Raw genomic sequence first — 22,685 nt, 5'->3', positions numbered from 1 at the left:
TCAAAAAATGTGACGGGTGCATGGCAATTCATGGAAGCGTCACAATCCTCCGGTATCTTCACTGCCATGTGTTCTCAATACTGGAGCATAACCGCTTGAAGATATTATTCATCTCTGATGTGTACTTCCCCCGGGTCAACGGTGTATCCACCTCGATTCGCACTTTTGTCAGCCAGATGCAGGCCTTGGGTCACGAGGTGCACCTGATCGCCCCGGATTATGGCGTCGCAACGGAAGATGAGGCTTGGATCAAGCGTATCCCTGCACGCAATATCTATTTCGACCCCGAGGACAGGTTGATGCGCTACGGTGTCGTACTCAAGTTGCTGCCGGAGCTGCGCGAAGAGAATTACGATGTCGTGCATATCCATACCCCGTTCGTGGCGCATTATCTCGGCATCAAGCTCTCAAGGCTGCTGGACATTCCCTGCCTGGAAACCTATCACACCTTCTTTGAAGACTATATGCACCACTACCTGCCATGGATACCCAGGTCCATGGCCCGCAGGATCGCGATCAATACCTCGCGGCGGCAGTGCAATGCAGTCAACGCAATAATTGCGCCATCGCAGCCCATGCTGGACGCATTGCGCAGTTATGGCGTCAAAACCAGCGCGGAAGTGATTCCCACCGGCTTGCAGGAAAAAAGCTTTGAAGAAGCCGACGGTGAGGTTTTTCGCGACCGTTACGGCATCTCGCGTCAGCGGCCGGTGGCCTTGTTCGTGGGTCGCGTCGCGCACGAAAAGAATATCGATTTCCTGCTGCGCATGGCCAATGAGCTGCGGCGCCAGCAGCCCGACATGCTGCTTGTCGTTGCCGGTGAAGGGCCGGCGCAAAAACACTTGCAGGCCTTGAGCGCCGAGCTGGCGCTGGGCGACAACATCAAGTTCATCGGCTACCTGGACCGCAACACCGAACTGAATGCCTGCTACAAGGCGGCGGATGTCTTCGTGTTCGCCTCCAAGACCGAGACGCAAGGACTGGTGCTGCTGGAGGCGATGGCACAAGGCGTACCCGTCGTGGCACTGGCGGAGCTGGGCACCAAGTCCATCCTGATAGAAGGGGAGGGCGCGATGATCGCCCCTGAGGATGAGCGTATTTTTGCCTCCAAGGTGTTCAGCCTGTTTGCCAACCCAGGCAAGCGCGCCAAGCTGGGCCAGGCAGCCCGGCAATATGCGGTAAAGCGCTGGACCGCACGCTTGCAGGCCGAGCGCATGCTGCAGTTTTACCAGCGCGTGCAAAGCCGCAGCGCATTCCATGCAATGAACATGGACAACAACCTCAAAGCCCGGGGCGGCTAAGAGCGGCTGACAAAACTCAGTGAAACGATTCTGGCTAGGCGCTCTGTCGAAGGTAGTATATGGAGTACGGCAAGGCAGAGCAACAATGCCAGAAGGATTTTGTTCATGGCTCTAAGCGGTAGGCTCTGCTTCGCCCAAGATGCCGGCTTGATGCTAAGCTAGCCTTATCTGGCATGGTGAGGAGGCAATGTGAGAGTGATCGTCCTGGGCAGCGGCGTGATCGGAGTGACGACTGCCTGGTATCTTGCCGAGGCCGGGCATGAAGTCATCGTGCTGGACCGGCAGCCCGGTCCTGCGCTTGAAACCAGCTACGCCAATGCCGGGCAGGTTTCTCCCGGCTATTCCAGCCCCTGGGCAGCGCCCGGCGTTCCCCTCAAGGCGCTCAAATGGATGCTGCGCCGCCATGCGCCATTATTTATCAAGCCGGACGGTACCTGGCAGCAGCTGCGGTGGATGTGGCAACTGCTGCAGAATTGCACGGCCGCGCGTTACGAGCAGAACAAGGCGCGCATGGTGCGCCTGGCCGAATACAGCCGCGATTGCCTGGATCGGCTGCGTGCCGATACCGGCATCGAATATGAGGGCAGGCAGGGTGGTACCCTGCAACTGTTCCGTACCCAGGAGCAGCTGGATGCCGCAGTGCGGGACATCGAAGTATTGCGCTTTGCCCATGTACCTTTCGAGTTGCTGCCGAGATCATTGCTGTCTAAGGCAGAGCCTGCCCTTGAACGTGTTAATCAGAAGCTGACGGGCGGCTTGTGGCTGCCGCATGATGAAACCGGGGATTGCCACCTGTTCACGACCCGCCTGGCGGAAATGGCCGCGGCCAGGGGCGTACAGTTCCGCTACGGACAGGACATCACCCGTCTCGATATTGAATCTGGCAGTGTCCAGGGCGTGGTGGTGAATGGTGAGCGATTGCAGGCGGATGCCTATATTGTCGCCTTGGCGGCCTACTCGACCAGTTTTCTCAAGGGCGTGCTCGACTTGCCCGTTTATCCAGTCAAAGGCTACTCAATCACCATTCCCATTATTGACGAGGCCTCAGCGCCTGTTTCGACAGTGTTGGATGAAACCTACAAGACCGCCGTGACGCGCTTCGACAATCGTATCCGCGTGGGCGGCATGGCCGAATTGGTCGGGTTCGACCACCGCCTCAGTCCAAGACGGGAAGGCACGTTGAAACTGATCGTCGACGACCTGTTCCCCGGTGCCGCCGACCTGAGCCAGACTAATTTCTGGACCGGCCTGCGCCCCATGACCCCCGACGGCACCCCCATTGTCGGAGGCACGCCCTTGCCAAACCTCTACTTGAATACCGGTCATGGCACGCTGGGCTGGACCATGGCTTGCGGATCAGGGAAACTGCTTGCCGATATCATCTCGGGTAAGGAAGCGGATATCCAGCATGACGACCTGGGGCTGGATCGATATGCAAAATAAAAAAGCCGGAGCAATCCGGCTTTTCTGACATTGCCTGAAAACTCGATTAGCCGAACTTGCCGGTAATGTAGTCTTCGGTTTCCTTGCGGCTGGGGTTGGTGAAGATCTTGTCGGTGTCGTCATACTCGATCAGCTCACCCAGATACATATAGGCCGTGTAGTCGGAAACGCGCGCGGCCTGCTGCATGTTGTGTGTCACTACCAGGATGGTGAGCTTGTTGCGCAGTTCGGACATCAGCTCTTCGATGTTGGCGGTGGCGATCGGGTCCAGCGCCGAGGTCGGTTCGTCGAACAGCATGATCTCGGGATCGGTCGCCAATGCGCGGGCGATACAGAGGCGCTGTTGCTGGCCGCCTGAGAGGTTGAAGGCCAGGTCGTGCAGGCGGTTTTTCACTTCGTCCCAGAGGGCAGCGCCCTTGAGCGCTTCTTCTACCTTGTCGTCCACCACGCGCTTGCTGCGCTCGCCGCGTACGCGCAAACCGTAGGCGACGTTTTCGTAAATGGACTTGGGAAACGGGTTGGGCTTCTGGAACACCATGCTGATGCGCATGCGCACTTCGATCGGGTCGACGCCATTGTCGAGGATGTTGGTGTTGTCCGGGTGCATGACGATCTGTCCGTCGTACTTATTGCCGGGGTAGAGGTCGTGCATGCGGTTGAAGCAGCGCAGGAATGTGGACTTGCCGCAGCCGGATGGGCCGATCAGGGCCGTGATGCGCTTTTCGTACAGCGGCATGGTGATGCCCTTGAGCGCCTTGTGACCGCTGCTGTAGTAGAAGTTAAGGTCACGTGATTCGGCTTTTACCGGGCTAGTTGTTGTTACCATGATGTCAATATCCTGATTCTGAATTCGTTCTGTTTTATATGCTGTTCTAGTTGGCTTACCACTTGATGTTCTTGCGGATGCGGTAGCGCAGCCAGATCGCCGTGCCGTTCATGAGCAAGGTCACGACGATGATCAAGGCGCCGGTAGCCGCAGCGTTGATGTGGAAGGCATGGTCGGGGCGCGACAGCCAGTTGAACATCTGGATAGGCAACACGGTGAAGCCGGATTGCAGCCATTCAAAATTGATGAACGGCGCCACATCGCTGACTGGAGATGGCGGCAGGAAGGCGATAAAGGTCAATGCGCCGATCGTGATGATAGGCGCGGTTTCGCCCAGCGCACGCGCCATGCCGATGATGATGCCGGTCAGGATGCCGCCGGAGGAGTAATGCAGCACATGGTGGAAAACCACCTGCCATTTGGTTGCCCCTACGGCATAGGCCGCTTCGCGGATGGAAACCGGGATGCCGCGGATGGATTCGCGCGTGGTCACGATGACGATAGGCAGGATGAGCAAGCCAAGGGTCAGGCCCGCGGTCAGGATGCTTTCGCCAAAGCCCAGGCCATAGACGAACAGGCCGAGTGCCAGCAGGCCATAGACGATCGAAGGTACGCCAGCCAGATTGGTGACGTTGATCTCGATCAGATCGGAGAACCAGTTCTTGGGGGCGTATTCTTCCAAGTAAATACCGGCAGCCACTCCCATGGGAACGGCAGAGAAGAATGTCACCAGCATGACCAGCAGGGAGCCCACCCAGGCCGATAGCAAGCCGGCACTGGCTGCACGGCGGGATGGATAGTTGGTCAGGAAGTCAAGGTTGAAGCGGGGATAGCCGTCTGCCACCAAGTCGATGAACAGGGTGAGCAGGGTAAGCAGGCCTATCATCAATGCCAGCAAGCCAACGATGGAGAAAATGAAGTCGTTGCGTTTGTGCTTGCGGATCATGGTCCGCACTTCGGCGAGGTTTTCCAGTACGGATGCTTGTGTCGTCATGATTAATATACCTCGCGGAATCTCTTGCGGGTGAGGTGGCCGATAATGTTGAATGTGAGCGTCATCAGCATCAGCACCAGGCCGGCAGCAAAAATACTTTGGTAACCGATGCTGCCGTGCGGCAGGTCGCCCATGGCGACTTGCACGATGTAGGCGGTAATTGTGGCCGCGCTTTCCATCGGGTTGAAGGTCAAGTTGGGTTGCTGGCCAGCGGCGAGCGCTACCACCATGGTTTCACCTACGGCACGGGAAATACCCAGGATGTAGGCTGCGATGATGCCGGAGATGGCGGCAGGCGTCACCACGCGGATGGCGGTCTGGAAGCGGGTCGCTCCCATGGCGTAGGAGCCCTCGCGCATGCTCATTGGCACGGCGCGCATGGCGTCTTCCGCCATGGAGCTGATATAGGGAATGATCATGATGCCCATGACGATACCTGGCCCGAGCATGTTGAAGCCAGGCAGTTCCGGGAAGATTTTTTGCAGCAGAGGCGTGACGAACAGCAGGGCAAAATAGCCGAACACCACGGTCGGCACGCCGACCAGCAATTCCAGGATGGGCTTGACGATTTCACGGGTACGGTGCGAAGCGAATTCCGAGAGGTAGATCGCGCCTATGGTACCCAGGGGAATCGCCACGGCCAATGCGATGGCCGAGGTGGTCAGGGTGCCGGACACCAAGGGCAGGATGCCGTAATGCGCGTTCTCGAACAGGGGCGTCCATTCCGTATCGGTCAGGAAGTCCCACAATGATACATGCTCAAAGAAAGTGAAGGATTCATACAGCAGAATCACGACGATCGAAATCGTGGTGGCGACGGCGGAAAGCGCCGCCAGCATCAGGATGAATTCAATGACCCGCTCCAGGAGGTGACGGCGCACATTCTTGGCCAAGCGGGCACTGATGGGGAGTTCGGCGGGTTTTTGTAACACTTGAGAGACCATGATCACATTGATAATCCGTGCATTGTAACGGAATGCAGTTATGCGGGCGATGCCGGGAAGCCTGAAAATATCCGGCTTTCCGGCATCGTAAGTATTACTTGATACGCTTCAGCAGATCAGTGATCTTGACGCCCACTTCAGGCTCGCCGCCAAAGCCGGTGCCGACTTTCTGTGCCTTCCAATGCTCGTTGACCGCAGCGTATTCATGCGCAGGCAAGGCGACATATTTCACTTCCTCGACTAGCTCCTTGCTGTTCGCCAGGTAGAAATCGATGAACGCTTTGACGTTGGGATTGTTTTTTGCGGCCGTTGCGCTGACGTAGATAAAGAGCGGGCGTGACAACGGTTGGTACGTACCGTTCATCACGGTTTCGCGGGATGGCAGCACCGCAGGCGCGCCAGCCTTGGCCACGATAGGCACGGCCTTCACGCGCTTGCTGTTCTCTTCATAATAGGCGAAGCCGAAATAGCCGGTGGCGGCGACATCGCTGGCAACGCCCTGCACCAGGACGTTATCGTCCTCGGAGGCGGTGAAGTCGCCGCGGCTGGACTTGGCCTTGCCGACAATCGCCTCGGTGAAGTAATCGAACGTACCGGAATCGGAACCGGCGCCGAACAGCTTCACTGGAGTGTCGGGCCAGCTTGGGTTGACTTGCTTCCAGGTCTTGATCTTGCCTTGCGCTTCAGGCTCCCAGAGTTTCTTCAGTTCTTCGACGGTGAAGCTCTTAATGAATGCGTTTTTCGGGTTAACCACCACGGTCAGGGCGTCATAAGCCACCGGCAGTTCGATGAATTCGATGCCGGCTGCCTTACAGGCTTCGATTTCCTTGGTCAGGATAGGACGTGAAGCCTCGGAGATGTCGGTTTCGCCGCGGCAGAATTTCTTGAAGCCGCCGCCTGTGCCGGAAATGCCGACGGTCACCTTGATGCGCTTGGCCTTCTGGAATTCTTCGGCCACCGCTTCAGTGATTGGGTAAACGGTGCTGGAGCCGTCGATGCGGATAATGTCGTTTTTTGCTGGCGCTGCTTCTGCATGGGGCATGGAGAATACAGCGGCAACGAGGGCAGCAACACCTGCTGCCTTCAGTAACTGGCTTGGAACAAATTGGGATTGCATATAGGCTCCGTAGATTGGTCAAGTGTTGCCTGGAGCCTCAATATCAATTATGCCCCGATGACAACCCGGCAAATATAAAGCGTAAATATTTCATATTTGTGACAAATAGGCAAAATGTCATGCTGCCGAGCCTGCCTTGCGGTGAGCGCGCCTGGCTTCCGCGAGCGGGCAGGCGAGCAGCGCAATGCCAAGTATCAGCAGTATATAGGAGGCAGGTTCGGGAACGGCGCTGACCTGGGCCACAGCGAGGGCCGGCAATGTGCTGGAGCCGGAAGGCGTACCCACCCAGTTCAATTTCTGGTGGATTGCCTCGTCGGGATCGGTAGGAGTGTAAAGCAGCATGGTGATATCCAGCCAGTCGTGATAGGCCGATGGCTGGACGTAGCAAGACTTGTTGGTACGGCAGATGGCGGAGGCGATGCCGCCCAGGATCAGATCATCTTCATCGTATGCGCCCAGGAATAACCCGCTGCCGCTATCCCCGCCTTGCACGATCGCGCTGCCGCTGGGCGTGCTGTCGGTGATGATCCAGTGCACGTTGTAATTTCCGACGCGTGCAATATTGTCGGTCAGCGTGGTTTCCACATAGCGTCCATCGCCGTTCCCGCCCGCATTGGCCAACGTCACCGTGCCATATGGCTCGACATCCTCGATATAGGCCAGGTTCAGCGCCGCATAGCTGTCGGCGACAATCGGCGTGGCCAGGTGCAGGAGCGCCAGGTCGTTGCCGGGGAACTGGTAATTGGGAAGCACGAATTTATCATCGATCACGGCGTCGCCGTACCCCGAAGAAAACACCTTGCCGGTCGTGGCCGCATGCCCGGCAGTCAACACCCAATTGGGCGCCACCAGCACGCCGTCGGCGCCGCCCACAATTTGCCCTACCAGGCCAAAGCCGGTGGTAGGGGCACTGCCAACCAGCGCCAGCGCCGGCTGGGCGAAGGCCAGGCTGCCGATGAGCATGAGGTACGCGGGATGGGGTATACGCATGGTGCATCCTAATTAAAAGAAGGGATACGTTGGATTCTAGATAAAACCCGGGCGGGAGAATACATGACTGCGGGCATGGGTATTCTGCACAGCAAACAGCGGCCGTCTGGGCATTAATGTATAATTACGCGCTTTGAATTCAGTCAGTTCGGACATTGCATGGAAGCGGAACAACTTAATCTCATCGCCAACCGCCTGGATGACCTTGCGGAGCGTCACCAAGCCCTACGGGGGTATCTTTGACTTCGAAATCAAGCAGCAACGCCTGGAAGAGGTTTCACAGCTTTTAGAAGACCCCAACATCTGGAACGACAACGAGCGCTCGCAGAAGCTGGGCAAGGAGCGCCGCGAGCTGGAGTTCGTCGTCAAGTCGCTGACCGACGTCGATAACGGCGTCCGCGACAGCCGCGAGCTGTTCGAGATGGCGCGCGAGGAAAACGACGACGATACCCTGCGCAGCATAGACGCCGATACGCAGGCGCTGGAAAAGATCGTCGCGGAAATGGAGTTCCGCCGCATGTTCGCCCACCCGATGGACCCGAACAATTGCTTCCTCGACATCCAGGCCGGCTCGGGCGGCACCGAGGCGCAGGACTGGGCCTCCATGCTGTTGCGCATGTATTTGCGCTATTGCGAGAACAAGGGCTTCAAGGTCGAGGTATTGGAAGAGTCCGAGGGCGACGTGGCCGGCATCAAGAGCGCCTCGCTGAAAATCTCCGGCGACTATGCCTATGGCTTCCTGCGCACCGAGAGCGGTGTGCACCGCCTGGTGCGCAAGTCGCCGTTCGATTCCGGCAATCGCCGCCATACCTCGTTCGCCAGCGTGTTCGTCTACCCCGAGGTGGACGATTCCATTGTAGTGGAGATCAACCCGGCCGACCTGCGTATCGACACCTACCGCGCCTCCGGCGCGGGTGGCCAGCACATCAACAAGACCGACTCCGCGGTGCGTATCACCCACTTGCCGACCAATACCGTCGTGCAGTGCCAGAACGACCGTTCGCAACACCGCAACAAGGACGAGGCGATGAACATGCTGAAGGCGCAGCTGTACGCGCTGGAGCTGCGCAAGCGCAACGAAGAGAAACAGGCGATGGAAGACGCCAAGACCGATATCGGTTGGGGGCACCAGATCCGTTCCTACGTGCTCGACCAGTCGCGCATCAAGGATTTGCGCACCAATGTCGAGGTCGGCAATACCCAGGGGGTGCTGGACGGCGACCTGGATCCGTTTATTTCTGAAAGTTTGAAGCAGGGAGTGTAAGGGTGAGTGACGCACAAAATTCCAAGACGGCGAATGAAGCAGCTGAAGCAGCCAGCGCGCAGCAGGATGAAAACCATGTGATCGCCGAGCGCCGCGAGAAGCTCAAGGCGATTCGTGAGCAGGGCGTGGCTTTCCCCAACGACTTCAAGCCCGAGCATGCCGCGCAAAGCCTGCATGACAGTTACGACCCGGTCGAAGGCGAAGAGCTGGAATCCCAGGCGCTGGGCGTGGCGATCGCCGGCCGCATGATGCTCAAGCGCGTCATGGGCAAGGCCAGTTTCGCCACGGTGCAGGACAAGAGCGGCCGCATCCAGGTGTTCGTCACCAGGGAAAATGTCGGCGAAGAAACCTACGACGCCTTCAAGAAGTGGGACCTGGGCGACATCATCGCGGCACGCGGCACCCTGTTCAAGACCAAGACCGGCGAGCTTTCCGTCAAGGTGAGCGAACTGCGCCTGCTGACCAAGTCCCTGCGTCCCTTGCCGGAAAAATTCCACGGCCTGGCAGACCAGGAAACCAAATACCGCCAGCGCTATGTCGACCTGATCGTTTCCGAGGAAACCCGCAAGACCTTCGTGGCGCGCAGCAAGATCGTCGCGGCGATCCGTGCCTTCATGCTCAGCCACGAGTTCCTGGAAGTGGAGACGCCCATGCTGCATCCGATTCCCGGCGGGGCGGCTGCCAAGCCGTTCATCACGCACCACAATGCGCTGGACATGCAGATGTACATGCGGATTGCGCCCGAGCTCTACCTCAAGCGCTTGATTGTGGGCGGCTTCGAGCGCGTGTTCGAGATCAACCGCAACTTCCGCAACGAAGGCCTGAGCGTGCGCCACAACCCGGAATTCACCATGATGGAATTCTATGCGGCCTACACGGATTACAAATGGCTGATGGACTTCACCGAGAGCTGTATCCGCGCTGCGGCGATCGCTGCCTGCGGTTCTGCCGTGGTGGAGTACCAGGGACGCGAGCTCGACCTGGGCAAGCCGTTCGAGCGGCTGACCATTGTCGGCGCGATCCAGAAATACGCGCCGCAATACACCTTGGAGCAATTGAGCGACCAGGCTTTCCTGCGCCAGGAGCTGAAGAAATTCGGCGTGGAGGCGTTTGCCCACCTTGGCCTGGGCGCCTTGCAGCTGGCCTTGTTTGAAGAGACGGCAGAAAGCCAGCTCTGGGACCCCACCTATATCATCGATTACCCGGTCGAAGTCTCGCCGTTGGCGCGCGCATCCGATACCGATCCTGCGATCACGGAACGGTATGAGCTGTTCATCACTGGTCGCGAGATCGCCAATGGCTTCTCGGAACTGAACGATGCGGAAGACCAGGCGGCGCGCTTCCATGCCCAGGTGGCTGCCAAGGAGGCCGGGGATGACGAGGCCATGTATTACGATGCGGACTTCATCCGCGCGCTCGAATACGGCATGCCGCCGACAGGCGGGTGCGGCATCGGCATCGACCGCCTGGTGATGCTGTTGACCGATAGCCCCAGCATCCGCGACGTGATCCTGTTCCCGCATATGCGGCCGGAACACTAACCTTGCCAAGGCCGGTCATACCGGCCTTTTTTATTGCTTGCATAGTTCCGCAATTGTTGTCTGTCAGCGACAAGCGCTTTATTTGTAGGACTCAATGACGCTTTTCAGCTGCCGTGGCCGCACGGCTGATATAGCGTTGTTTGTCGCCTGTATCCCATACGGCTTTAATCCTCACCATGCTGGATCGCTGAGATGGCGAGGCCCGCGATGTCGTACATCAGCGACATTTTGAGCAGCAATCTCTTGTTGAATATGAATTTATTTTCATAATAATTTGATTATGAACAATTAATATTGCGTGGCATATACCTTGCTGACTGTCGATGGTCTTGGCTTATTGATCAAATAAGCCTGTCTGTCATCAATAGAGAGGTTTTTTCCATGTTAAACAAGCAAGGTCTATTCAACCGCACTTCTACTCCCCAAAGCAGCTCCAGCGTCAATCCAGTTTCTACTCCCTTGAATAGCAAGCCGGAAACCACCTCGGTGCCTTACCAGGCCACGCCAGTCACGAATACCGCGGCTTCCGCCTCCAAGCCCGAGACGTCATCGGCAGCAGGCGTACACGCCGATGCCCAGACCGGCAGCCGCCTGATCGTCGGGCCCGACGTCAAGTTGAAGGGGGCCGAGATTCAGGACTGCGACATTCTCGTGGTGGAAGGGCGTGTCGAAGCTACGATGGATAGCCGTGTGATCCAGATCGCGGAGCATGGTGCTTTCTCCGGCAAGGTGGGCATTGATGTGGCCGAGGTCCATGGCAATTTCGAAGGCGAGTTGACGGCACGCAGCCAGCTGATCATTCATTCCACCGGCCGTGTGAGCGGGAAAATCCGTTATGGCAAGATCCTGATTGAAGAAGGAGGGGAGCTGTCTGGCGATATCGCTTCCCTCTCTGCGGATGAAGGCAATAGCAAGGTCAAGCGTATCCAGTCTGCATAGGCGGTGCCCCGAGACAATAAAAAAGCCCCGTCAGGGGCTTTTTTATTGTCTTCTCAAGCTATCAAATGCCGTTGGCAGCCGCCGCCTCCTTGGCGTGGTATTTGCCAATCAGGCTATCCCATTCGATAGTGACATTGCCGCCAGTCATCTGATACTGCTTTTGCCAGCCATTGAGCAGCTCAATGCATGCATGATCGATGTATTCGAGATCATCAAACTGCACATGGATATCGCGACCGGCTTCCAGATGATCCAGCACGGAAACCAGCTTGGGGATGCCGAGCTGCGTGGCGGAGCCCTTCAGGTGCAGCGTGGTTTGCTTGCTGTGGGGCTGGTGCTCTGCCTTGATGGAGACATGGGAGAACACGTACAGCAGTTTTGCAATCGACAATGCCAGGCCGGTCACGACGCCTGCCAGCAGGTTGAAGCTGACAATTGTGATGATGGTGATGATGTAGATCGCAAGTTCGGCCTTGCCGTAAGCCAGCAGCTCCTTGGCCACCTTGGGGTAGGCCAGTTTGTAGCCGGTGTAAACCAGTACACCGGCCAGGGTGGCGACCGGGATGTATTCCAGTGTAAACAGGAAAATACTGATGAACAGCAGCAGCCACAAGCCGTGCAGAATGGTGGAAACGCGGGTGGTGGCGCCTGCTTCGACGTTGGCGCTGGATCGCACGATCACCCCTGTCATCGGCAGCGCGCTGAGGAAGCCGCAAATGGCGTTACCCACGCCTTGCGCCATCAGCTCGCGGTCGTACTTGGTACGGGCGCCCTGGTGCATCTGGTCGACTGCTGCGCAAGACAGCAGGGACTCCGCGCTGGCAATGAAGGCGAGCGACACGACCGCGAGCAGCACGCCGGCTGTCATGGATGCCTCGACAGTGCTCATCGTGGGGGTAATGATGGTGCCCAGGATGTTCTGCAGGTTGGTGGGGCCGTCGAACAGGTCGGTGAGGTACTTGATGTCGAAGCTGAACAGGTTGGCGACAATCACCGCCAAGATGACCCCGATCAACGCGCCTGGAATCAGCTTGAGCCGTGCAGGGGCATAGCGCGTCCAAAGGACGATGGAGGCGATGGTGATGATGCCGGTGATGGCGGCATAGATATTGCCGCCGTGCGTTTCGAACGTTTCCAGCAGGCCGTTGGGGATGTCCAGCAGATTCTTGATGCCGCTCGACAAGGGGTCGCGATCCAGCATGATGTGGAATTGCGAACCGATGATCAGTATGCCGATACCGCCCAACATGCCATGGATCACTGCGGGCGAGATGGCGCGGAACCAAACCCCCAGCTTGAACACGCCGGCGAGAATCTGCACAAAGCCCGCAGCCAGAACGATCACGCCATAAATGGCAAGGCCGAACTCGGCGACGATATCGGCCACGATCACGACCAGCCCGGCGGCCGGGCCGCTAACGGTCAACGGGGAGCCCGAAATCGAGCCGACCACCAGTCCGCCGATAATGCCCGTGATGATGCCGGCTGTCGGCGGGAGGCCTGAGGCAATCGCGATGCCAAGACATAATGGCACTGCCACCAGAAACACCACAATGGAGGCAAAGAAGTCTTTGCTGAGGCTGCCCGCTTTTACTTCAGCCGTATTGCTTTGAGTTGTCATGCTAGTTTAATCCTGAGAAAGAGGTAGTCGCGGTTCGCCTAGTTCTGCACCAAGGGATGGTCTGCGCTGAATATCTGGTAGGTCTCGGGGAAATCCACCTTGGCTGTGGCCAGGTCGTATACGCCGCCGACAATGCCGATTTCGCCTTTGTTCAAGAGCTCTCGCAGGATGTCGCTGGAGTTCCAGATGGTGTCGATCTGGGTTTTGACGTTGAGTTCGCACACATGGCCGACAAAGGCATCGTTCGAGGATGAGCGGTTTTCCTTGGTCTGCTTTTCAGCTTCGACGGCAGGAAAGATCATCTTGGTGATTTCGCCGATATGGCCGCCGGAGAAACCGTCGCAGGCTGCCTTGACTGCGCCGCAATTGGTATGGCCAAGCACGACGATCAGCTTGCTGCCCAGGTATTTGCATGAGTATTCCAGGCTGCCAATCGCCTTGCGTGAGGCAATGTTCCCTGCCAAGCGCACGCTGAAAAGATCGCCCAGGCCCTGATCGAAAATCAATTCTGTCGAGGTGCGTGAATCGCTGCAACTGAGGATGGCGGCAAAAGGATGCTGCTTGTCCTTGGTGATGTTCACTACGTTAAGCAAATCCCGGTGGGCCGAAATATTCTGGGTGAAGCGTTCGTTGCCTTCCAGCAGGATGGCCATGGCTTCTTGCGGCGACATTTTGTCGCGGTCTTTTAGTGGGTGTTTGTACATGTTTTTACTTCCCCTGCTAAGTTAAAAATTTATCGTATTAATAGATGATGTATGGGTAAACGGTCTTATGAAAGACAGGATCGGAATTATTTTGTTCCGTATAAATATGATTATTATAGGTAAATTTTATTGTTTCTATAAAAAACTTATTGTAAAGAAATGTAAGTTTATGAAAGGATTTGGCAAAAATTTCATCGCATCATGCAGTTAAACCATGACGGTTTGATGAAAATAATGGAAAGGAAGGAGGTTTTCTAGTTCTTTTTTGATGCCGGAATTTACCTGTATGTCATAAAACTGTCATTTTCAGTACATCATTCAGTCACATTGCAACCACATACTGCACGCCATATTGCCTTGGAAGCCAAGCTCCATCAGCGATAGGCGGTCTTGCCGCCATGAGCAAGTATCAAGTTCTGATACATAGTCCTAAATAAAATAAGTGCATGGATTGTAAAGTGATTGCGATGACAACAGGGAAAACGGCCCGCAAAGCCTTAGCGACAGCAGTAATGCTGGCAACGACATCAGCCACTGCAATGGCGGATGCTCAAGTGTTGGAGTTGTATGTGGACTCCACGACCAAACAGATTTTCTCCGAACCCGGACCTAACCGGGTGAAAATGGGAACCTTCAAACCAGTTGATAGCACAGCAGAGGCCAAGAGCGAGAACGCTGCCAGCATCGATCTGGTTGAAATGAAGCAGGAGCTGGAACTGAGGCAAAGAGAGCTGGAGGAAAAGCTCGACAAGATCGCCATGGCGCCTGCGCCAAAGCCTTCCAGTTCCGGCAAGAGCTGGGCTGACACCATGAAGGTGCGGGGCTACATGCAGATCCGCAGCAACCCCATCATCGGCGGCGACAAGGAGATTGCCCACCAGGCGGACCGCTCGATTGGGGATAACACCAACTTCCTGATCCGCCGTATGCGCCTGATTTTCTTCGGCGATATTGGCGAGCGCCTGTCCTATTATATCCAGCCAGATTTTGCCAGCCGTACAGGCGATGGTACTGGCAATATTGCTCAGTTGCGCGACGCTTACGGCGATATCTACTTGACCAAGGACCGGATACACCGTTTGCGTGTCGGCCAATCCAAGATTCCCTACAGCTTCGAGAACCTGCAGTCGAGCCAGAACCGTATCGCGCTTGACCGTAACGACGCATTGAACAGTTGCTGTAAGGATGAGCGTGACCTGGGCGTGTTCTACTACTACACGCCGAAAGACAAGCAGGAGATGTTCAAGTACCTCGTGGACAGCGGCCTGAAAGGCTCGGGCAACTACGGCGTATTCGCCTTCGGCGCCTACAACGGCACCGGCGCCAACCGCTCCGAGAACAACGACAATCTGCATTTGGTCTCGCGTTTCACTTATCCGGTCAAGTTCGAGAATGGACAGATTTTCGAAGCGGGTATCCAGGGGATTTACGGCACCTTCAAGCCGAGCAGAAGCGGCACGGTGGCGGCAGATTCCAAGACCGACGGCTTCAAGGATCAGCGCGTTGGCGTTCACGCTGTGCTGTATCCTCAGCCTTTCGGCCTGCAGGCGGAATGGAACTGGGGCAAGGGGCCTTCGCTGAACGACGCGGGCACCATGGTTGAGGAAAAATCTCTCAACGGCGGCTACATCCAGGCCATGTACCGGATCAAGGATTTCTACGGCTACGGCGTCATGATCCCGTTCGTGAAATGGCAGTACTTTGACGGCGCGCAGAAATTCGAGACCAACGCGCCGCAGAACCATGTCAATGACTGGGAAGCCGGTTTCGAGTGGCAGCCTGTGCCGGAGATCGAATTCACGGCTTATTACTCCAAGCTGGACCGCAACAACCTGGCGACCGCGCCATACTCGAAATACAACACCGATATATTGCGATTCCAGTTGCAATACAACTTCTAAAACCGGTTCAACACACGCTTCAGCCCGCCATGCGCGGGCTTTTTATTTGTTGAAAGATTTTTAACCGCAGTTGTAGGAATTTACTACTACAATGCGTAGATTATGTATATATCAAGTCACCAGTCTGCTCAACGAACCAGGCCGATCCGATATTTGCTGATCTCGGTGGCGATAGCCCTGGGATATTTCCTCCTCGGGCATAGCACCATCCAGCTCGGGACGCCCGCCACCTTTTCCACCTTCATCTGGCCGCCCGCCGGGTTTGCGCTGGCGGTATTGATCCTGGGCGGGGCGCGCATGCTTCCCGGATTGCTGTTCGGGGTGGTGGCGACACAATATAGTGCCGGACTGCCCTTCGCCGCAGCGCTCTTGGTCGGCACCGGCGCGCTCACCGGCGCTGTCGCAGGCTACTACATCCTCAAGCGCTACCTCAGGTTCGAGCCTGCGATGACGCGCCTGCGCGACCTCATGGGGATGGTGCTGGTAGGCGCGGTTTTCAGCCCATTGCTCAGTGCAAGCCTGGGTAGCCTGGTGCTGCAGTTATTCGACGTCGTGCAGGGCCCGGACCTGTATGTCACCTGGCTGCAGTGGTGGATGGGGGACGCCCTGGGCATTATCCTGTTGACGCCTGCCGTCCTGGCTTGCTTCCACTACGAGCCTATCCGCTGGACCAAGGCTAGGGTATTGGAAGCCGTCGCTTTGGCCGGCATGCTGCTGGGCTTGTGCTTCCTCGCGTTCAATGACCTGTTGTCCCAGGCAGGGGAACTGGAAGCCAAGGCGTTCCTGGTCTTTCCGTTGGTGATCTGGGCGGCGTTGAGTTTTCATCAACGGGGGGCGGCCGTAGCCTCCCTGTTGATCGTCATGACGGCCTTGTGGGGCGGTGGAGGCTACCACGGCTATTTCAGCATGGAAATTAGCAATGCGGCCTTGTTCAATTATTGGATGTTTGCGTTGGTGACCGTGTCGATAGGCGTGGGCTTGTCGGGCCTGCATGTTGGGCGCCTGCATGCGGATGAGCAGCTCAGGCGGCAACTGGGGCTTTACAACGCGCTGAGCAATGCCCAGTCCGATGCCGGCGAAGGCGTGGTGGTGATCGAGGACGGCAAGATCATCTACGCCAACGAGGCCCTATGGAAAATTGGCGGATACGATGCCCGTGACATCCCGATGGGTTCAAGCTTCCTCAGCCTGATCCATCCGAGCGATCGCGAGCGCGTGGCCCAGCATTATGCGCAACGCATCCGCGGCGAATATACGCCGAGCCGTTATGAAGCGATGGCGATCAGCAAGTCGGGCAAGCCCATCCCGATCGAGGTGGCGGCGGCCAACTATCGTGACGGCAGCGAGCGCGTCGTGGTGCTGATCATCGATATCAGCAGCCGCAAGCAGGCGGAGGAGGCCTTGCTGCAAAGCCGGGCGGAATATCGCGAGCTGGTGGAGTCCGTGAAGGCCGTGGTGTGGCGGGCGACGCCGGATGCGGCCTTCACTTTCGTCAGCCAGGAGGCAGAAAGCCTGCTGGGATACCCGATACAGGAATGGACGGGCAATCCCGGTTTCTGGGCGGAGACCATGCATCCGGACGACCGGGAGTGGGTGGTCGACTTCTGCGCCTGGGAAACCCAGCAGCTCAAGGACCATGTATTCGAATACAGGATGCTGGCCGCGGACGGCAGAGTAGTCTGGCTGCAGGATATCGTGCGCGTCATCCCTGACCGGTTCGGCAAGCCGCAGGAATTGCTCGGCGTGATGCTGGACATCACCGCCCGCAAGGCCGCGGAAGCCAGCCTCAACCTCTCCAAGCAGGTGTTTGACAATACCAGCGAAGCCATCCTGATCGCGGATCGCGACCTCAATATCCTGGAGGTCAACCAGGCCTACCTGGACATGACCGGATGTGAACGCGGGGATTGCATCGGCGTGCGCTTGTCCCTGCTGGATGAGCCCGGCGACGGCGGGCAGACGATCGGCAGCCTGGTACAGCAGGATGGGAAATGGATGGGCGAATTGCTCGCCCACAAAAAGAGCGGCGAATACTACCCGGAATGGGTGTCCATCAGCACCGTGCACGATAGTAACGGCATCTTGCAGAACTACGTCGTGGTGTTGACGGATATCAGCCAGCGCAAGCAATCCGAGGAGCGGCTGCAGTTCCTCGCCACGCATGACGGCCTGACCGGCCTGCCCAATCGCGCATTGCTACAGGAGCGCACCGACCTGGCCTTGTTGCGGGCGCAGCGCTATCAGCAGCGGATCGGGGTGCTGTTCATCGATCTCGACCGGTTCAAAATCATCAATGACACGCTGGGCCACCAGGCCGGCGACATGCTGCTGCAGGAGGCGGCGAGCCGGTTGAGGGAGTGCTTGCGGCAGACGGATACCATTGCCCGCCAGGGCGGGGACGAGTTTGTGGTGCTGGTGGAGGACTTCACCGAGCAGCAATACCTGGCTGGCGTGGCGCGCAAGATCATGCATGCGCTGGCGCAGCCGTTCATCCTGATGCAGCAGGAGCTGTACATCAGCGCCAGCATCGGCATCAGCGTCTATCCCGAGGACGGCGTCGATATCTTCTCCCTGCTCAAGAATGCGGACATGGCCATGTACCGCGCCAAGGACGACGGCAAGAACACCTTCCATTTTTATTCCGCGGAAAGCAACGCCAGCAGCGTCAGCCGCCTGACGCTGGAAAACAGCCTGCGTCGCGCACTGGAACGCAACGAATTCACCTTGCTGTACCAGGCCAAGCTGGACCTGGCCGAGCAGGGCATCATCGGCGCGGAAGCCTTGATCCGCTGGCATAGCGCAGAGCTCGGCCTGGTGTCTCCCCAGGACTTCATCCCAATTGCCGAGGAAACCGGCCTGATTATCGAGATCGGCGAATGGGTGCTGCAACAGGCATGCCGCGACGCCTGCCGCTGGCAGGCAATTGCAGGCCGTCCGGTCCGGGTGGGCGTGAATATTTCCGCGCGGCAGTTCCGCGAGGACAGCCTGCACAAGGCGATCAGCAATGCATTGGAGAAAAGCGGCCTCACGCCGGATTGCCTGGAACTGGAAATCACGGAGAGCATGATCATGCAGAATGCGGAACGCGCCAGCCAGATGCTGCAGCATTTCCGCGACCTGGGCAGCCATGTGCTGATCGATGACTTCGGCACCGGTTATTCATCGCTGGGCTATCTCAAGCATTTCCCCATCGATTCGTTGAAGATCGACCGATCCTTCGTGCGCGACATCCCGCAGGATAGCGACGATATGGCGATTACGCAGGCCATCATCGCCATGGCGCACAGCCTCAAGATCAATGTGGTGGCCGAAGGAGTGGAAACCCAGGCGCAGCTCGAATTCCTGCGGGGGCAGGGATGCGACCAGCTGCAGGGGTATATCTTCAGCCGTCCACTCGCGGGGGAGGATTTCCTCGGCATGCTGCGCTTTGACACGGCGCGGCGCGCAGGGCGCACCCATATCCGTGGTTTGCAGCTTGAGGAGCCCGGGCTGGCCGAGGCCTGAGCCGGGGATGGTTCCGGCTAGTGGGGCGGCTCCTTGGCCAGGTTGAGGGAGTAGATCGGTATTTCCACCACGATATCCTCGTCCCCGACGATGGCCTGGCAGGAAAGGCGGGAATTGGGTTTAAGCCCCCAAGCCTGGTCCAGCATGTCCTCCTCTATTTCCTCAGGCTCGGATAGCGAGTCGTAACCCTTCTGGATATAGACATGGCAAGTGGTGCAGGCGCATACGCCGCCACATGCGCTGTCGATCTCAATGTCCTGCTTGTGCAGGTTATGGCAGATTGACCTGTCCGGCTGCGCTTCGAACGTCTTGCCCTCAGGGCAGTATTCCGGATGGGGAAGAACAGTAATTTTTGCCATGGCCTAGAGTTCCAGAGTATTCAGTGATTGCCCGGCAAGCGCCTGCCTGACCGAGGCATCCATGCGGCGCGCGGCAAAGGTTTCCGTCGCGTGGTTGAGGGCATCGACGGCCTGGTTGATCGCGTCGCTGTCCTCCTGTCGCGCACAGTTGCGCAGGTTTTCCATTTGCGCGGCGATCTCGGTTCTTTCCTCGTCGTTCAGCAGCGCGGCGCCATCCTGGCGCAGGGCTGCTTCGATCGCTTCCAGCAGCCTGGCGGCATCGACCCTGGCTTCCTGCAACGCGCGGGCGTGCTTGTCCGCTTCCGCAGATGTGAAGGAGGCTTGCAGCATGCTGGTGATCTGGTCTTCGCTCAGGCCGTAGGACGGCTTGACCACGATATTGGCATGGGCGCCGCTGGCCTGTTCCTGCGCCGATACCGAGAGCAGCCCGTCGGCATCGACCTGGAACGTCACGCGAATGCGTGCCGCGCCTGCCGCCATCGGTGGGATGCCGCGCAATTCGAACCTGCCCAGCGAGCGGCAATCCGTCACCAGCTCGCGCTCCCCCTGCAGAACGTGGATGCTCATGGCCGTCTGGCCGTCCTTGAAAGTAGTGAAATCCTGCGCGCGCGCGATAGGCAAGGTGGAGTTGCGAGGAATGACTTTCTCGACCAGCCCGCCCATGGTTTCCAGCCCGAGGGATAGCGGGATAACGTCCAGCAGCAGCAGTTCGTCGTCATGACGGTTGCCCGCGAGGATGTTGGCCTGGATGGCGGCCCCGAGCGCGACGACCTGGTCCGGGTCCAGGTTGGTCAAGGGTTCCTGCCCGAAAAAGCCGGTGACGGCCTGGCGTACTTGCGGCATGCGGGTCGCCCCGCCGACAAGCACAATGCCCTTCACGTCCTCCACCGCCAGCGAGGCGTCCCGCAATGCTTTGCGTATCGGGGTCAAGGTGCGGTTGAGCAGTTGCTGAGTGAGGCTGTGGAATTCCGCCTGGCCCAGGGTCAGGTTCACTATTTCGCCATCACTGAGCACGGCGGTGATATTGGCGCTTGCATGCTCGGTGAGCCATTCCTTGGCTTCCTTGGCCTTGGTCATCAGCAGGCGCGTATCGGCAGGATTGAGGGGCTGCAGGCGCGCCTGTTCCAATATCCAGCAGAATATGCGGCGGTCGAAGTCGTCCCCGCCAAGCGCGGAGTCGCCGTTGGTCGACAGTACCTCGAAAACGCCCTTGGTCAGGCGCAGGATGGAAACGTCAAAAGTGCCGCCGCCAAGGTCGTAGATGACGTAAATGCCTTCCGAGGAATTATCCAGGCCATAGGCGATGGCGGCCGCCGTCGGCTCGTTCAACAGGCGCAGCACGTTCAACCCGGCAAGGCGGGCGGCATCCTTGGTGGCTTGGCGCTGGGCATCGTCGAAGTAGGCCGGCACTGTAATGACGGCGCCGGTCAGTTCTCCACCAAGGACCTGCTCGGCACGCGTTTTGAGCGTTTTCAGGATTTCGGCGGAAACCTCGACCGGGCTCTTGATCCCGGCGCGGGTTTCAATTTGCACCATGCCCGGCATTTCAACAAAGCGGTACGGCAGATGGTTGGTATCCCCGATATCACCCAGGCCGCGCCCGAGGAAACGCTTGACCGATACGATAGTGTTCTGCGGGTCCTGGCTTTGCTGTAGCTGGGCAGGGTGGCCTACCTCGATCTGGCCGTCGGCGGTGTAGTGCACGACGGAAGGGAGTAATGCATGTCCGGCTTCGTCCAGCAAGACCGTGCTCAGTCCGCTGCGCACCGTCGCGACAAGGGAATTGGTCGTGCCCAGGTCTATGCCCACCGCCAGGCGATGCTGGTGCGGCGCAGTGCTCATGCCGGGTTCTGATATCTGTAGTAAAGCCATAGCTTGCCGTTACTCGTCTTCCAGTTTGCTTATCTTAAGTTCGACATCGCTGCGTATCTTGTCGACGAAACTCAATTTGCGCACAATGTCAGCGGATTCCTGCCATGCATGTTGCCGGTCCAGCGTGTCGGCCAGCGCCTGTTCCAGAATCTTGGCCTGTTCGCGCATGTCCTTGAGCAGGGCGTCCAGGGCCGTGACGTCGCCCTCGTCAAACGCTTCTTCCACTGCTTCACGCCACTCCATTTGCAGCATGAGGAAGTCGGCGGGCATGGCCGTGTTGCTTTCCTCCTCAGTGTCCACCCCTTGCAATTGCAGCAGGTACCGAGCGCGCGACGTTGGGTGCTTGAGGGTACGGTAGGCCTCGTTGACCTGGGTTGCCCACTGCATGGATTGCATGCGCTCGTTGGGCGAGGCCGCCACGAAACGGTCGGGATGCACTTCTGTCTGCAGTTTTCGGTAGTGCTGGTCCAGCAACGCCATATCCACGGCAAACCGGGCTGGCAAGCCAAATAACTCAAAGTGGTTCTGCTGTATATTGAACATAAAGGGTGGAGATTGAACAGGAGAGGCAGCCAGGCTACTGCTGGCCGCCAGCGACATGGGAAAGCTGGCTATACCGTAAAGCTTTCACCGCAGCCGCATTCGTCCTTCACGTTCGGGTTGTTGAACTTGAAGCCTTCATTGAGGCCTTCCTTGGCAAAATCCAGTTCCGTGCCATCGATGTAGACCAGGCTTTTCGGATCGACGATCACCTTGACGTCATGGCTTTCAAACACCAGGTCTTCCGGATGAATGTCGTCAACGAATTCCAGGGTGTAAGCCATACCGGAACAGCCCGTCGTCTTGACGCCCAGGCGCAGGCCGACGCCTTTGCCGCGGTTGGCGAGGAACTTCTGCACCCGCTTGGCTGCAGTTTCTGTCAGCGAAATTGCCATGCATGACCTCCTTCAGGCTGCCTGCTCGTCCTTGACGCCCCGTTTGGCCTTGAGGTCCGCCACTGCTGCACGGATGGCGTCTTCTGCCAGCACGGAGCAATGGATCTTGACTGGAGGCAGCGCCAGCTCTTGTGCGATGTCGGAATTCTTGATTTCCATCGCCTGGTCGAGGGACTTGCCCTTGATGAGCTCGGTCACGAGCGAGCTGGATGCAATCGCGGAGCCGCAGCCATAAGTCTTGAACTTGGCGTCCTCGATGATGCCGTTGTCATTGACCTTGATTTGCAGTTTCATCACGTCGCCGCAAGCAGGAGCACCTACCATGCCGGTGCCGACAGAGGGATCGTTCTTGTCCAGAGAACCTACGTTACGTGGGTTCTCGTAGTGGTCGAGTACTTTGTCTGAATAAGCCATTTTTCTACTCCTCAAT

At 57.8% G+C, this 22,685-nt stretch carries 19 protein-coding genes; 7 read left to right on the top strand and 12 right to left on the bottom strand.

The annotated features are described in order from the left end of the window. The first annotated feature begins 95 nt into the window (after positions 1–95). Together ACJSDX_RS08460 and ACJSDX_RS08455 are read left to right on the top strand one after the other, a co-directional pair. Positions 96–1,301, top strand: coding sequence for a glycosyltransferase (locus ACJSDX_RS08460; protein WP_407994323.1), 1,206 nt, complete (start codon positions 96–98; stop codon positions 1,299–1,301). Positions 1,302–1,490: 189 nt separating this feature from the next. After that, entirely contained in the window at positions 1,491–2,744 is a 1,254-nt protein-coding gene (locus ACJSDX_RS08455; protein ID WP_407994322.1) for a D-amino acid dehydrogenase, read from the top strand. A 46-nt stretch (positions 2,745–2,790) separates the two neighbouring features. On the opposite strand, the gene pstB is transcribed toward ACJSDX_RS08455, so the two are convergent. The 5 genes from pstB to ACJSDX_RS08430 all read right to left on the bottom strand — a co-directional run bounded on the left by pstB (position 2,791) and on the right by ACJSDX_RS08430 (position 7,615). After that, positions 2,791–3,570 (bottom strand): phosphate ABC transporter ATP-binding protein PstB, encoded by a 780-nt coding sequence (pstB, locus tag ACJSDX_RS08450; RefSeq protein ID WP_407994321.1) that lies wholly within the window; start codon positions 3,568–3,570, stop codon positions 2,791–2,793. Positions 3,571–3,625: 55 nt separating this feature from the next. Then, positions 3,626–4,564: a phosphate ABC transporter permease PstA gene (gene pstA / locus ACJSDX_RS08445; protein ID WP_309564738.1), complete on the bottom strand. Its 939-nt coding sequence runs from the start codon at positions 4,562–4,564 to the stop codon at positions 3,626–3,628. Positions 4,565–4,566: 2 nt separating this feature from the next. Beyond that, complete coding sequence (gene pstC, locus ACJSDX_RS08440; RefSeq protein ID WP_309564739.1) at positions 4,567–5,508, bottom strand: phosphate ABC transporter permease subunit PstC; 942 nt, start codon at positions 5,506–5,508, stop codon at positions 4,567–4,569. A 94-nt stretch (positions 5,509–5,602) separates the two neighbouring features. Beyond that, entirely contained in the window at positions 5,603–6,625 is a 1,023-nt protein-coding gene (locus ACJSDX_RS08435; protein WP_309564740.1) for a PstS family phosphate ABC transporter substrate-binding protein, read from the bottom strand. Positions 6,626–6,742: 117 nt separating this feature from the next. Further along, a complete protein-coding gene (locus ACJSDX_RS08430; RefSeq protein WP_407994320.1) occupies positions 6,743–7,615 on the bottom strand; it encodes a trypsin-like serine protease in 873 nt (290 codons plus the stop codon). A 159-nt stretch (positions 7,616–7,774) separates the two neighbouring features. On the opposite strand from ACJSDX_RS08430, the gene prfB reads away from it, so the two are divergent. The 3 genes from prfB (at position 7,775) to ACJSDX_RS08415 (ending at position 11,359) form a co-directional block, all read left to right on the top strand. After that, a protein-coding gene (gene prfB, locus ACJSDX_RS08425) for a peptide chain release factor 2 (RefSeq protein ID WP_407994319.1) occupies positions 7,775–8,879 on the top strand; the annotation gives its coding sequence in 2 pieces (ribosomal slippage) (positions 7,775–7,855 and positions 7,857–8,879; 1,104 coding nt in all). A gap of 2 nt (positions 8,880–8,881) precedes the next feature. Continuing rightward, positions 8,882–10,420 carry a lysine--tRNA ligase gene (lysS, locus tag ACJSDX_RS08420; RefSeq protein WP_407994318.1) on the top strand — a complete coding sequence of 513 codons (1,539 nt, stop codon included), beginning with the start codon at positions 8,882–8,884 and terminating at the stop codon, positions 10,418–10,420. 381 nt (positions 10,421–10,801) lie between these two features. Beyond that, on the top strand, positions 10,802–11,359 hold the full coding sequence (locus tag ACJSDX_RS08415; protein ID WP_407994317.1) for a bactofilin family protein: 558 nt from the start codon (positions 10,802–10,804) through the stop codon (positions 11,357–11,359). Between the two features lie 61 nt (positions 11,360–11,420). On the opposite strand, the gene ACJSDX_RS08410 is transcribed toward ACJSDX_RS08415, so the two are convergent. Both ACJSDX_RS08410 and ACJSDX_RS08405 read right to left on the bottom strand, forming a co-directional pair. Continuing rightward, a complete protein-coding gene (locus tag ACJSDX_RS08410) occupies positions 11,421–12,980 on the bottom strand; it encodes a SulP family inorganic anion transporter (protein WP_407994316.1) in 1,560 nt (519 codons plus the stop codon). A gap of 38 nt (positions 12,981–13,018) precedes the next feature. After that, entirely contained in the window at positions 13,019–13,684 is a 666-nt protein-coding gene (locus tag ACJSDX_RS08405; RefSeq protein ID WP_407994315.1) for a carbonic anhydrase, read from the bottom strand. A 539-nt stretch (positions 13,685–14,223) separates the two neighbouring features. Between ACJSDX_RS08405 and ACJSDX_RS08400 the strand changes: the two genes are divergently transcribed. Together ACJSDX_RS08400 and ACJSDX_RS08395 are read left to right on the top strand one after the other, a co-directional pair. Beyond that, positions 14,224–15,585, top strand: a complete 1,362-nt coding sequence (locus ACJSDX_RS08400) for a porin (protein WP_407994314.1) — start codon at positions 14,224–14,226, stop codon at positions 15,583–15,585. A 102-nt stretch (positions 15,586–15,687) separates the two neighbouring features. After that, positions 15,688–19,089, top strand: a complete 3,402-nt coding sequence (locus ACJSDX_RS08395; protein WP_407994313.1) for a bifunctional diguanylate cyclase/phosphodiesterase — start codon at positions 15,688–15,690, stop codon at positions 19,087–19,089. Positions 19,090–19,106: 17 nt separating this feature from the next. On the opposite strand, the gene fdx is transcribed toward ACJSDX_RS08395, so the two are convergent. The 5 genes from fdx to iscU all read right to left on the bottom strand — a co-directional run bounded on the left by fdx (position 19,107) and on the right by iscU (position 22,669). Further along, the gene (fdx, locus tag ACJSDX_RS08390) at positions 19,107–19,448 is read right to left on the bottom strand and encodes an ISC system 2Fe-2S type ferredoxin (protein WP_309564749.1); all 342 of its coding nucleotides are present in this window, start codon (positions 19,446–19,448) and stop codon (positions 19,107–19,109) included. 3 nt (positions 19,449–19,451) lie between these two features. Next, positions 19,452–21,320 (bottom strand): Fe-S protein assembly chaperone HscA, encoded by a 1,869-nt coding sequence (hscA, locus tag ACJSDX_RS08385; RefSeq protein WP_407994312.1) that lies wholly within the window; start codon positions 21,318–21,320, stop codon positions 19,452–19,454. Positions 21,321–21,329: 9 nt separating this feature from the next. Further along, on the bottom strand, positions 21,330–21,863 hold the full coding sequence (hscB, locus tag ACJSDX_RS08380; RefSeq protein WP_407994311.1) for a Fe-S protein assembly co-chaperone HscB: 534 nt from the start codon (positions 21,861–21,863) through the stop codon (positions 21,330–21,332). Between the two features lie 68 nt (positions 21,864–21,931). Continuing rightward, complete coding sequence (iscA, locus tag ACJSDX_RS08375) at positions 21,932–22,255, bottom strand: iron-sulfur cluster assembly protein IscA (RefSeq protein WP_309564752.1); 324 nt, start codon at positions 22,253–22,255, stop codon at positions 21,932–21,934. 12 nt (positions 22,256–22,267) lie between these two features. Beyond that, positions 22,268–22,669: a Fe-S cluster assembly scaffold IscU gene (gene iscU / locus ACJSDX_RS08370; protein ID WP_309564753.1), complete on the bottom strand. Its 402-nt coding sequence runs from the start codon at positions 22,667–22,669 to the stop codon at positions 22,268–22,270. Between the last annotated feature and the right edge of the window lie 16 nt (positions 22,670–22,685).

It is taken from the genome of Methylobacillus draconifructus (assembly GCF_045984355.1).
Lineage (GTDB): Bacteria > Pseudomonadota > Gammaproteobacteria > Burkholderiales > Methylophilaceae > Methylobacillus > Methylobacillus flagellatus_A.
This window is presented reverse-complemented; position numbering and strand designations above follow the sequence as displayed.

Coding starts and splice junctions, on each gene's coding strand:
- pstB (WP_407994321.1), bottom strand. CDS start 3,570: ATGGTAACAACAACTAGCCCGGTAAAAGCCGAATCACGTGACCTTAAC.
- pstA (WP_309564738.1), bottom strand. CDS start 4,564: ATGACGACACAAGCATCCGTACTGGAAAACCTCGCCGAAGTGCGGACC.
- pstC (WP_309564739.1), bottom strand. CDS start 5,508: ATGGTCTCTCAAGTGTTACAAAAACCCGCCGAACTCCCCATCAGTGCC.
- ACJSDX_RS08435 (WP_309564740.1), bottom strand. CDS start 6,625: ATGCAATCCCAATTTGTTCCAAGCCAGTTACTGAAGGCAGCAGGTGTT.
- ACJSDX_RS08430 (WP_407994320.1), bottom strand. CDS start 7,615: ATGCGTATACCCCATCCCGCGTACCTCATGCTCATCGGCAGCCTGGCC.
- ACJSDX_RS08415 (WP_407994317.1), top strand. CDS start 10,802: ATGTTAAACAAGCAAGGTCTATTCAACCGCACTTCTACTCCCCAAAGC.
- ACJSDX_RS08410 (WP_407994316.1), bottom strand. CDS start 12,980: ATGACAACTCAAAGCAATACGGCTGAAGTAAAAGCGGGCAGCCTCAGC.
- ACJSDX_RS08405 (WP_407994315.1), bottom strand. CDS start 13,684: ATGTACAAACACCCACTAAAAGACCGCGACAAAATGTCGCCGCAAGAA.
- ACJSDX_RS08400 (WP_407994314.1), top strand. CDS start 14,224: ATGGCGGATGCTCAAGTGTTGGAGTTGTATGTGGACTCCACGACCAAA.
- ACJSDX_RS08395 (WP_407994313.1), top strand. CDS start 15,688: ATGTATATATCAAGTCACCAGTCTGCTCAACGAACCAGGCCGATCCGA.
- fdx (WP_309564749.1), bottom strand. CDS start 19,448: ATGGCAAAAATTACTGTTCTTCCCCATCCGGAATACTGCCCTGAGGGC.
- hscA (WP_407994312.1), bottom strand. CDS start 21,320: ATGGCTTTACTACAGATATCAGAACCCGGCATGAGCACTGCGCCGCAC.
- hscB (WP_407994311.1), bottom strand. CDS start 21,863: ATGTTCAATATACAGCAGAACCACTTTGAGTTATTTGGCTTGCCAGCC.
- iscA (WP_309564752.1), bottom strand. CDS start 22,255: ATGGCAATTTCGCTGACAGAAACTGCAGCCAAGCGGGTGCAGAAGTTC.
- iscU (WP_309564753.1), bottom strand. CDS start 22,669: ATGGCTTATTCAGACAAAGTACTCGACCACTACGAGAACCCACGTAAC.